The organism is Kitasatospora griseola, assembly GCF_014648555.1.
GTDB lineage: Bacteria > Actinomycetota > Actinomycetes > Streptomycetales > Streptomycetaceae > Kitasatospora > Kitasatospora griseola.
Map to the genome: position 1 here is coordinate 37271 of NZ_BMRI01000032.1, position 11152 is coordinate 48422.

7 protein-coding genes are annotated in these 11152 nt (G+C 72.4%); 3 read left to right on the forward strand and 4 right to left on the reverse strand.

The features are described 5' to 3' along the window. The first annotated feature begins 99 nt into the window (after positions 1 to 99). Positions 100 to 3132 carry a choice-of-anchor D domain-containing protein gene (locus IEZ12_RS29385; protein WP_189276188.1) on the forward strand — a complete coding sequence of 1011 codons (3033 nt, stop codon included), beginning with the start codon at positions 100 to 102 and terminating at the stop codon, positions 3130 to 3132. A gap of 47 nt (positions 3133 to 3179) precedes the next feature. Here IEZ12_RS29385 and IEZ12_RS29390 read toward each other — a convergent pair whose 3' ends face one another. Continuing rightward, the gene (locus IEZ12_RS29390) at positions 3180 to 3602 is read right to left on the reverse strand and encodes a secondary thiamine-phosphate synthase enzyme YjbQ (protein ID WP_189276190.1); all 423 of its coding nucleotides are present in this window, start codon (positions 3600 to 3602) and stop codon (positions 3180 to 3182) included. 213 nt (positions 3603 to 3815) lie between these two features. Further along, positions 3816 to 4085: a hypothetical protein gene (locus IEZ12_RS29395; protein ID WP_100587868.1), complete on the reverse strand. Its 270-nt coding sequence runs from the start codon at positions 4083 to 4085 to the stop codon at positions 3816 to 3818. An 820-nt stretch (positions 4086 to 4905) separates the two neighbouring features. Between IEZ12_RS29395 and IEZ12_RS29400 the strand changes: the two genes are divergently transcribed. Together IEZ12_RS29400 and IEZ12_RS29405 are read left to right on the forward strand one after the other, a co-directional pair. Next, the gene (locus IEZ12_RS29400) at positions 4906 to 7086 is read left to right on the forward strand and encodes a bifunctional glycosyltransferase/CDP-glycerol:glycerophosphate glycerophosphotransferase (RefSeq protein WP_189276191.1); all 2181 of its coding nucleotides are present in this window, start codon (positions 4906 to 4908) and stop codon (positions 7084 to 7086) included. 234 nt (positions 7087 to 7320) lie between these two features. Beyond that, complete coding sequence (locus IEZ12_RS29405; protein WP_083462242.1) at positions 7321 to 7992, forward strand: lysophospholipid acyltransferase family protein; 672 nt, start codon at positions 7321 to 7323, stop codon at positions 7990 to 7992. Positions 7993 to 8008: 16 nt separating this feature from the next. Here the strand turns inward: IEZ12_RS29405 and IEZ12_RS29410 are convergent, their stop codons facing one another. Together IEZ12_RS29410 and IEZ12_RS29415 are read right to left on the reverse strand one after the other, a co-directional pair. Further along, complete coding sequence (locus IEZ12_RS29410) at positions 8009 to 9811, reverse strand: ABC transporter ATP-binding protein (RefSeq protein WP_189276193.1); 1803 nt, start codon at positions 9809 to 9811, stop codon at positions 8009 to 8011. A 174-nt stretch (positions 9812 to 9985) separates the two neighbouring features. After that, positions 9986 to 10759, reverse strand: a complete 774-nt coding sequence (locus tag IEZ12_RS29415; RefSeq protein ID WP_189276195.1) for an SDR family NAD(P)-dependent oxidoreductase — start codon at positions 10757 to 10759, stop codon at positions 9986 to 9988. Positions 10760 to 11152: the final 393 nt, after the last annotated feature.

Genomic DNA, 11152 nt, shown 5'->3' on the forward strand with positions numbered 1-11152 from the left:
GACGGCATGGAGCTGCAGCTGTGAGCAGTCCGTGAACGCCCCCATGACCCACCGTCACATCCCCCCGACAGCCGCTCGAAACGGAAGAGGCAGCGCACGATGACGCAGAATGTGGTCGCCCACGACCCGACCGTCTCGATGAATCCGATGCGCACCGGCTGGGACCCGCACCAGCCGCAACTGGCGCCCAGCAAGGTGAGCGCCGGCGACTTCGGTCAGTTGTTCTCGACGCCCGTGGACGGGCAGGTCTACGCCCAGCCGCTGGTCATCGGGTCCACCGTGGTGGTCGCGACCGAGAACAACCACGTCTACGGCATCCACGCCGTCACCGGTGCGGTCCTCTGGTCCAAGTCGCTCGGCCCCGCCTGGCCGGCCTCCGCGATCGGCTGCGGCGACCTGGTCCCCAACATCGGCGTGACCTCCACCCCGGTGTACGAGCCCTCGTCGGGGCGGGTCTACCTCACCGCCAAGGTCAACGACGGCCCGGACACCAAGCACCCGCACTGGTTCATGCACAGCCTGGACGTGGCGACCGGCCACGAAGCCGCGGGCTGGCCGGTGACGATCCAGGGCTCCCCGGTGAACAACCCGGGCAACACGTTCAACCCGTTCACCGCGCAGCAGCGGCCCGGCCTGCTGCTGCTCGACGGCGAGGTGTTCGCCGGGTTCGCCTCGTTCTGCGACGCCCAGCCGTACGTCGGCTACGTGGTCGGGGTGAACACGGCGACCCGTGCGCTGCGCATGTGGTCCACGGAGAACGCGGCCAGCAACACCGAGGCCGGGGTCTGGATGGGTGGCGGCGGCCTGGTGTCGGACGGTCCCGGCCGGATCTTCTTCTCCACCGGCAACGGCGTCTCGCCCGCGCCCGGCCCGGGCAAGCAGCCGCCCGGTCACCTGGCCGAGTCGGTGGTCCACCTGTCCAGCGGCGGGCAGCTCACCGCGGTGGACTTCTTCAGCCCCGGCAACGCGGACAATCTGGACCAGAACGACCAGGACCTCGGGTCCGGCGGCCCGGTGGCCCTGCCCGCGCCGCCGTTCGGCACCGCGGCCCACCCGAAGCTGCTGGTCCAGATCGGCAAGGACGGCCGGGTCTTCCTCCTCGACCGGGACGATCTGGGCGGTCGCAGCCAAGGGCCCGGCGGCTCGGACAAGGCGCTGTCCATCGGCGGGCCGTTCCGCGGCATCTGGGGCCACCCGGCGGTCTGGGGCGGCGACGGCGGCTTCGTGTACGTCCCCGAGAACGACGGCCACCTCCGCGCGCTGAAGTTCGGCGTCGACGGCACCGGAACGCCCGTCCTGACCAATGCGGGCACCAGCAGCGCCGGGATCGGCCACTACCCGGGTTCGCCGATCGTGACGTCCGACGGCACGACCTCCGGCTCGGCGCTGGTCTGGATCGTCTGCCCCGGCCCCAAGGGTTCCGACGGCGTCAACGCGCAACTGCGCGCGTACGACGCGGTGCCGGTCAACGGCGTCCTGAAGTTGCGCTGGTCGGCGCCGATGGGGACGGCCGTGAAGTTCTCCAAGGTCGCCGTCGGCGAGGGCCGGGTCTACGTCGGCACCCGCGGCGGCCACCTGGTCGCCTTCGGCAGCCCGTCCCAGGCCGCGCTGACGGGCAGTCCGGTCGACCTCGGGCAGGTCGCGGTCGGCGCCACCGGGAACGCCACGGCGACGGTCACCGCGACGCGCAGCGTGACGGTCACGGCGATCACCACCACCGCGCCGTTCAGCGTCACGCCCCCGGCCCTCCCCGTCACCCTGAACACCGGAGGCACCCTGGCCGTCCCGGTGGGCTTCGCGCCGACCGGGCCCGGCGGAGCGACGGCGACGCTCTCCTTCGCCGTGACGACGAACGGCGTCGCCGACACCGTCGGCATCGACCTGAACGGCACCGGCACCCAGCCCGGTTTCGCCGCGTCACCGCCGTCGTTGGACTTCGGCCAGCTGCCCACCCAGTCCTCGATGACGCTCGGCGTGTCCGTCACCAACACCGGCACCGCCACCGAGACGATCGCCGGCACCACGTCGTCGTCGCCCCCGTTCACGGTCACCGGCCTGCCCGCGACCGGCTTCGTCCTCCCCCCGGGCGCCTCGCTCGCCGTGTCCGTCACCTACGCGCCGACCGTGCCGAGCCCGGCCGGCGGCGACAGCTCGCAGTTCGTCGTCACCGGCGCGGACGGCCACTCGGTCACGGTCCCGCTCACCGGCACGGCCGTCGTCGGCGCCCCGCACCTGACGATCAGTCCGGCCTCGCTCGACTTCGGCCAGGTCGCGGTCGGCGGATCGCTCGGCAAGACCTTCGACATCACGAACACCGGCAACCTGGTGCTGACCATCACCAAGGCCGCACCGCCCACCGCGCCCTTCGCCGCCCCCGACCCGATCGCCGAGGGCCAGCAGCTCGGCCCCGGGCAGGTGGTCCACCAGGCGGTGGTCTTCTCCCCCACTGCGGCCGGAGCGGCCTCCGGCCAGTTCGTGATCACCGGCGACGACGGCCAGGGCAAGCAGCCCGTCCCCTTCACCGGCACCGGAGTCACCTCCGGCAGCCTCTCCCAGCCGAGCGCCGGCAACTGGACGTTCAACGGCACGGCCGTGCTCTCCAACACCGACATCGTGCTCACCGAGGCGATCAACGGCCAGACCGGATCCGCGCTGAACAACATGACCGTGCCCTCGGCGAACCTGCGCGCCCACTTCACGGCCGTCATCGGCGGCGGCTCGGGCGCGGACGGCCTGGCCTTCGTCCTGCTCGACGCGGCCCACGAGACGCCGCACTCGCTCGGCGAGGGCGGCGGCGGGCTCGGCTACTCCGGCCTGCACGGCCTCGCCGTCACCCTGGACACGTCCCAGAACGCCAACGACCCCTCCGCCAACTTCGTCGGCCTGGCCACCGGCGGCCACGGCGACGCGCTGACCTACGCCGCCACCGCGACCAACATCGGCGATCTGCGCACCGGCACCCACGCCGTGGACGTGCAGGTCACCGGCGGCCGCGTCCAGGTCACCGTGGACGGCAAGCCGGCGATCGACGCCACCATGGCCGTTCCGGCCGCCGTCCTGGTCGGCTTCACGGGCGCCACCGGCGGGCTCAACGACAACCACCGCGTCCAAGGGGTGTCGATCACGTTCTGACGACCGACCGGCCGGCCGCCGGCGGGCACGTCGTCCCGCCCGGCCGGTCAGCCGAGGAACGAGAGCCGCAGGGTGCGGTCCGGGTTGTCGCCGTTGGTGTCGATCAGGACGACCGACTGCCAGATCCCGAGGGCGAGCCGGCCGCCCACCACCGGCAGGGTGGCGTGCGGGGCGACCAGTCCGGGCAGCACGTGGTCGCGGCCGTGGCCCGGGCTGCCGTGCCGGTGGCGCCAGCGGTCGTCGGCGGGCAGCAGCTCGCGCAGCGTGCTGAGCAGGTCGTCGTCGCTGCCGGAGCCGGTCTCGATGACGGCGATGCCGGCGGTGGCGTGCGGGACGAAGACGTTCAGCAGGCCGTCGCGTCCGCCGGCGACGTCCCGGAGGAAGTCGTGGCAGCGGTCGGTGATGTCGAGGGCGACTTCTCTGCGGCCCGTGGTGACGTCGAGCGTGGTGGTGTGGAAGGTGTCGGACATGGGGCCATCCTGGCCGATCTTGTGACCCCGTCCGAAGGGGCGGCCGCCGAACGCCACCCGACCGCAAGGCCGCCCGCCAGGGCACGCCAGCGCCTCGCAACCCCGCGCCACGGCTCCCCTGCCTACCGGAGGGGACGCCGAAAGCCCGACGGACTCCCGGTCCGTCGGGTCCGTGGTGACGAGCGGTGGCCGCCCGTCCTCACGTCGGTGCGCTCAGCCGCGGCTGCCGAACATGCTCCGCTTGAGCCTGCGCAGCGGGGCCATCAGCGAGACCCGCACGGAGCGCCGTGGCACGGCGACGGGGACGCTGGGTCCACGCGGCGTCAGTTCCCTTATCAGGCCGAGCGCTTCCGCCGTGTCCACCGTCGAGAGCGCGGGGGCGCCGAGCACCGCGAGGTGCCGGTCGATCCGGCGGCCGGTCGCGCCGACGCCGCACTGGATCGCGGGCACCCGGGGCCGCGTCCGCACTTGCATCTGTTCCATCTGTTTCCCACCCCTACGAGGCGCCAGGGCCGTGAGGCGAAGACTATCCGGCTATGACGGTCTTCATGCAACCGTCCTGGTGTTCTGCCACCGTATCGTGCGAACGGACTGCCGTGTCACCCAAGTACGGTGGTCCCGGTCACGACTGCGCATCGGTTGATGGTGCACCATCCAAGCATGACCGGGCGTCAGGTGCCGCAGCGGCTCGGGGCGTTCGCGGGCGCACCGGGGCAGCGGGGTGCGCCGGGCGCACGGACGTCCATCCGTCCCGCACCGGTTCGACCGTGCGCGAGCCGCTCCGCCGCCGGCCCGCCCGCGCCCGGCACCGAGCTGCCGGGCGCGGCATCGAGAGTTCAGAAATTGAACACATACGAGGGATTGACGCCGCTCGAACCTCCAAGCAGTATCTGTACCTGCAAGGGATCACGGGTCGCGCCCGTCGGTCCCCGGTCGGATGAGTTCGAACATGAACGAATCACCTGCTCATCCGATGACAGGCTTCCGGCACCACAGAGAGTCACTTGCGGCCGTCTCGACGCTGCGGCGGTCCGACTCCTGCGTGGTGCACGGACCGGCGGTCGACCGTTGAGGGTCGGTCGGGCCGCCAACCGGACTGCCGGTGCCGCCGCTGGTACGGCGCGGCACCGGCGGTCGCCTTCCTGCCGGTGGGCGCCGCCCGCAGCGCCCCGGACACCCCGACCACCTGCGCCCGGGGCGCCGCGGCCCGGCCGCGCCCGGGGCGTGCCTGTACGCGCTCGGTAGAGTGGGCGGGGACCGGGCGATCTGCCGGAGCCCCCTTCCCTTCGCGGAGTGAACGCACGTGCCACCCCTGCTCAGCATCGTCCTGCCCGTCCACGGCGTGGAACGCTTCCTGCCGCAGTGCCTGGAATCGCTCCGGTCCGACGGCGCCGCGCCCGGCGAGGTCGAACTGATCGCGGTGGACGACCGCTCCCCCGACCGCAGCGGCGCCCTGCTGGACGCCCACGCCGCCACCGACCCCCGGATGCGCGTCCTGCACCTGGCGGAGAACCAGGGCCTGGGCGGCGCCCGCACCGCCGGCCTCGCCGAGGCCACCGGCACCTACGTCTGGTTCGTCGACAGCGACGACTGGCTGCCCGACGGCACCATCGACGCGGTCCTCGCCGAGCTGCGCGCCGAGACCACCCGCGACCTGCCCGCCGACGTGCTGCTCACCGACTTCACGCACGTCTACCACGACGGCGGCGAGGAGCCGAACCCCTGGCGGCACGTGCTGGCCGGCTCCCCGCTGGTCTCCGGCTGCACCGCCGCCGAGCACCCCGCGCTGTTCAACTCGGTGCTCGCGGTGTGGAACAAGATCATGCGCCGGCAGTACCTGCTCGACCTGGACGTGCACTTCGGCCGCGGGTACTACGAGGACATCTCCGTCACCTACCCGCTGCTGCTGGCCGCCGACCGGCTGGTCTACCTGGACCGCCCCTGCTACCGCTACCGGCGCGGCCGCCCGGGCGCGATCACCGCCACCGCCTCGGCCAAGCACGCCGACGCCTTCGCCCAGTACGGCGCGATCTTCGCGTTCCTGGACCGCGACGAGCGGGCGAACCGGCTGCGCACCCTGGTCTTCGACCGCACCGTCAAGCAGGCCCTGACCATCTACGACACCCCGGGGCTCGTCCCGGTCGAGCTGCGCGCCGAGTTCTTCGCCCGGATCACAAGCCACTTCGCCGAGCACCGCCCGGCCGGCTACCGCTTCCCGTCCGGCGTGCGCGGCATCCAGTACCGGCTGGCCGCCCGCGGCTCCCGGCGCGCCTACGCCGAGCTGCGCCGGGGCGGCCGGCTGCCGGGCGCCGTCAAGCGCGGCACCAAGGCGGTCGCGCCGGGCGTGAAGAAGGCGATGCGCAGCAGCGCCCGGTTCACCGCGTACAACGCGTTCCGGCGGCTTCCGATCGACGAGCACCTGGCGGTGTACGCGGCGTACTGGCACCGCGGGTACGCCTGCAACCCGGCGGCGATCTACGAGAAGGCCCGGGAGCTGGCCCCGCAGGTGCGCGGCGTGTGGGTGGTGGAGAACGCGGCTCGGGCCGCGACGCTGCCCGAGGGGGTGCCGTACGTGATCGTCAACACCCCGGCGTACCTGAAGGCGATGGCCACCGCCAAGTACTTCGTCAACAACGTCAACTTCCCGCACACGATGGCGAAGCGGACCGGCACGGTGCACGTGCAGACCCAGCACGGCACGCCGCTGAAGGCGATGGGGATGGATCTGCGGGAGCACCCGGTCGCGGCGGACGGGATGGACTTCGAGCGGCTGCGCGAGGCCGTGGCGCGCTGGGACTACCTGGTGTCGCCGAACCCGCACACCAGCGAGCACTTCGCCCGGGCGTTCCCCGGCACCTACCAGACCCTGGACACCGGCTACCCGCGCAACGACCGCCTGGTGCACGCCACCACGGAGGAGTGCGCGACGGTCCGCCGCGAGCTGGGCATCGCCCCCGGGCAGCGCACCGTGCTGTACGCGCCGACCCACCGGGAGTCCCGGGGCGGCTACCTGCCGCTGCTGGACCTGCCGGCGCTGGCCGAGCGGCTGGGCTCCGGCTGGACGGTGATGGTGCGCACCCACTACTTCCATGACGGCGGCGCGGGCGACCTGGCGGCCCGCCCCGGCTCGGCCCGGCTGCTGGACGTCTCCGACCACCCGTCGGTGGAGGACCTGTACCTGGCGGCGGACACCCTGGTCACCGACTACTCGTCGATGATGTTCGACTACGCGGTGCTGGACCGGCCGATAGCCGTGTACGCCCCCGACTGGGAGGAGTACCAGCAGGTCCGGGGCGTCTACTTCGACCTGATGAAGGAGCCGCCGGGCGCGGTCGCCACCGAGCAGGACGCGCTGACCGAGGCGCTGCTCGCGGGCGACCCGGAGCCGGCCGCCCGGCAGCGCTTCCGGGAGCGGTTCTGCCCGTGGGACGACGGCCGGGCCGCCGAGCGGGTGGTCAGCCGGATCTTCCCGGTCCGCAAGTAGACCCGGCAGGCACCGCCCGTCTCACCTGGTGAGAGAGCGCTTTCCCACCAGGTGGGCGTGACGAGGATCGCAGTGGCGCGATGGCGACGGGTGGTGGACGGGCGGCAGGGGCGATGTCGTAGTCTGCGGTTCGAACCCAGTGGTCCGACCTCCGTCCGAGCCGCGCGCCTCGCCCCTCGGCGGGCTGTGCCCTTGGGCTTCGGGCGGTCCGAACTTCCGGCCAGGGAGGGCCAGTTGATCGACCTCGTCACCAAGCTCGTGCTCAAGCCGCTCGCGCGGGCCGTCTACCGGCCGACCATCGAGGGCCTGGAGAACGTGCCGCGCAAGGGCGGGGTGATTCTGGCGAGCAATCACCTGTCGTTCGTGGACAGCGTGGTGATCCCGCTGGCCGCGCCGCGTCAGGTGTTCTTCCTGGCGAAGGCCGAGTACTTCACCGGGACCGGGCTCAAGGGCGCGATCTCCCGGTACTTCTTCACCCACGTGATCAACGCCGTCCCGGTGGAGCGCGGCAGCGTCCGGGCCGCCACCGCCTCGCTGGAGGAGGGGCTGGAGATCCTCGACTCCGGCCGGGCGTTCGGCATCTACCCGGAGGGCACCCGTTCGCTGGACGGCCGCCTGTACCGCGGCAAGACCGGCGTCGCCTGGCTGGCGCTGACCGCCGGCGTGCCGGTCGTCCCGGTCGCCCTGGAGGGCTCGCAGCACATCCTCCCGGTCGGGAAGCGCATTCCGCGCATCAGCCGGATCACCGTCCGGTTCGGCGAGCCGCTGCGCTTCGACGACCTGCACGGCCAGGCCCGCTCCGCGAAGGCCCGCCGGCAGGTCACCGACGAGGTGATGGCCGCCATCCACGCGCTGTCCGGTCAGGAACTCGCCGAGCAGTACAACGAGTCCCCGAAGGCCGCCTGACCCGGCGTCGCCCCGGTCAGCCGACGGCCACCGGCAGCGTCTCCCGGTTGAGCAGCGCGGCGTAGCGGCCGTCGCGGGCCAGCAGCTGCTCGTGGGTGCCGAGTTCGGCGATGGCGCCGTGGTCGAGGACGGCGATCTGGTCGGCGTCCCGGACGGTGGACAGCCGGTGCGCGATGGTGATGGTGGTGCGGCCCTCGGCGAGGGTGTCCAGGGCCTGCTGGACGGCCAGTTCGGTCTGGTTGTCCAGCGCGCTGGTGGCCTCGTCCAGGATCAGCACCGGCGGGTTGCGCAGCACCGTCCGGGCGATCGCCAGGCGCTGCTTCTCGCCGCCGGAGAAGCGGTAGCCGCGCTCCCCCACCAAGGTGTCGTAGCCGTCCGGCAGTTCGGCGATCATCTCGTGGATCTGGGCGGCCTTGGCGGCGGCGACGAGTTCCTCGTCGGTGGCGTCGGGCTTGGCGAAGCGCAGGTTGTCGGCGACCGACGCGTGGAACAGGTAGGTCTCCTGGGAGACCACGCCCACCGCCCGGGCCAGCGTCTCGAAGGACAGCTCCCGCACGTCCACCCCGTCGATCAGCACCCGCCCGCCGGTGACGTCGTACAGCCGCGGCACCAGGTAGGACAGCGTGGACTTCCCGGAGCCGGTCTCGCCGACCACCGCGAGCGAGCCTCCGGCGGGGACGGTCAGGTCGATCGCGGACAGCGTCGGGCGGTCCTGGTCGGCCCGGTAGTGGAACTCGACGTCCTCCAGGCGCACGTCGCCGCGGATCCGCTCCAGGTGGACGGGGTGTTCGGGCTCGTCGATCTCCACCGGCAGGTCGAGGTACTCGAAGATCCGCTGGAACAGGGCGAGCGAGGTCTGCACGTCGACGCCGGTGGACAGCAGGCTGACGGTGGGCCGGAACAGGCCCTGCTGCAGCGACACGAACGCGACCAGGGTGCCCAGCGAGACGATCGGCGCACCCGTCGCGGTGGCCAGGCCCGCGGCCCAGTAGATCATCGCGGGCATCGCGGCCATCACGATTCCTATGGTGGACATCCGCCACCGGCCGGCCATGCTGGAGCGCACCTCCAGGGCCGCCAACTCGTCCGACTGGTCGGCGAATTCGCTGGTCAGCGAGGCGGAGCGGCCCATCGTGCGGCCGAGCAGGATGCCGCTGACGGACAGTGACTCCTGGACCGCGGAGGAGAGCTTGGCCAGCTGGCGCTGCCGCTCCCCCGTGATCCTCTTCCGCTCCCGGCCGACCCGGCGGCTGATCCACACGAACACCGGGAGCAGCAGCAGCGAGACGATGGTCAGCCGCCAGTCCAGCGCGACCATCGCGACCACGCTGGCCACCACCGCCGTCAGGTTCGACACCAGCGAGGTGGCGGTGCCGGTGACGGTGGCCTGCATCCCGCCGATGTCATTGGCGATCCGGGACTGCACCTCACCGGTGCGGGTCCTGGTGAAGAACGCCAGCGACATCCGCTGCAGGTGCCGGTACACCGAGGTACGCAGGTCGTGCATGACGCGCTGCCCGACGGTGGTGGAGATCAGCGTCTGCAGCACGTTGAGCACGCTGGTGACCACGGCCGCCACGATCATCCCGAGCGCGAGCAGCGTGAGCAGCCCGGTGCGCCGCTCCGGAATCGCGGTGTCGAGCACCGCCCGCAGCAGGAACGGCGTCACCACGGACACCACCGCCGACGCCGCCACCAGCAGCCCCACCACGGCCAGCCGCCCGGCGTACGGCCGGAACAGCCTCAGAATCCGCCGCACCTGCGCAGGCTGCCGCTCCTCCCCCTCGGGCGGAGTCCAGTCGATCCGGTTCAGTCGCACGGGGACCTCCTGGTGGTCGGCGAACACGGCACTGCGAGCTTAGCGAGCTTCGCTCACCATTAGCAAACCTAACCTTTTAATCGGACGAGATATTTCGGGACGAGGGAGGGGCGAGACCGGGGGCGCGTGGGGGCGCCTCCCCGCGCGCCCCCGCTCTCGCGCCCGCCGGCTCCCTCACCCCTTCCGGTAGTCCCGTCCCGCCGTGGTCGAGAGCTTTCCGAGCCCGCCCACCGGCAGCAGCCTCGCCGCCGTCACCGCTGCCTTGTAGCGCTTGCCGGGCACGCACAGCGGCCGGTTGCGGGCGAGGTCGCGCAGGGAGTCGTCGACGACGCGGTCGGCGGTGAGCCAGCCCCAGGAGGGGATGCTGGAGGTGCCCATGCCGGCCCGCTCGTGGAACTCGGTGCGGGTGAAGCCGGGGCAGAGCGCCTGCAGTCGGACCCCGCTGCCGGCCAGGTCGCGGGCGATGCCGAGGGTGAAGTTGACCACCCACGCCTTGGTCGCGCCGTAGGTGCCTCGCGGGACGAACGCCGCGACCGAGGCGAGGTTGACGATCCCGCCGAAGCCGCGTTCGCGCATGCCGGGGACGGCGGCCGTGGTGGTGCGCAGGACGGCCTCGATGTGGACCTTCAGCATGTCGAGTTCGTCCTGGACGGGGACGTCCAGGTACGCGCCGCGGTTGGCGAAGCCGGCGTTGTTGATCAGCAGGTCGACGGGGCGGGTGTCGTCGCGCAGCCGGTCCTCGACGGCGCCGATGCCGGTGTCGGTGGAGAGGTCGGCGGCGAGGATCTCGACCTGGACGCCGTAGCGGGAGCCGAGTTCGTCCGCGGCCTGCCGCAGGCGTGCGGTGTCGCGGGCGACCAGCACCAGGTCGCGGCCGTCGCGGGCGAGACGGTTGGCGAAGGCGGCGCCGATGCCGGCGGTCGCGCCGGTGATGAGGGCAGTCGTCATGGACCCGACCGTACCCGCCGGTAGCCGGATCCGGCGCGGATCCCCTCCGGAGGCCCCGTCGGCCCTTCGAGCGACGTGGGGGGTGTCGGCGGCGCGCCCCGTCGTGACACCGGTCATATCACCCTACGGTTTCGGGCATCGCCGCCGTCCCACGCGGCGTCCGTCTCGCTCTGGAGAACTGATGCTTGTTCAGCTTCACCCGTTCTGGATAGAAGTCGCGTGCCCGGCCCGTCCCCGACCCCGGTGGTCCTGACAGGTCGGCACGCCTTCGCCCGCCGGGCCCGGCCCCCTCCCCACGGGGCCGGGCCCGCGTGCGCGCCGGGCGCGGAAGGCGGGCACGGGCGCACGCAAAGGCAATCTGTCGACAAATCATCTCTCAAGCCCCGCTGGATA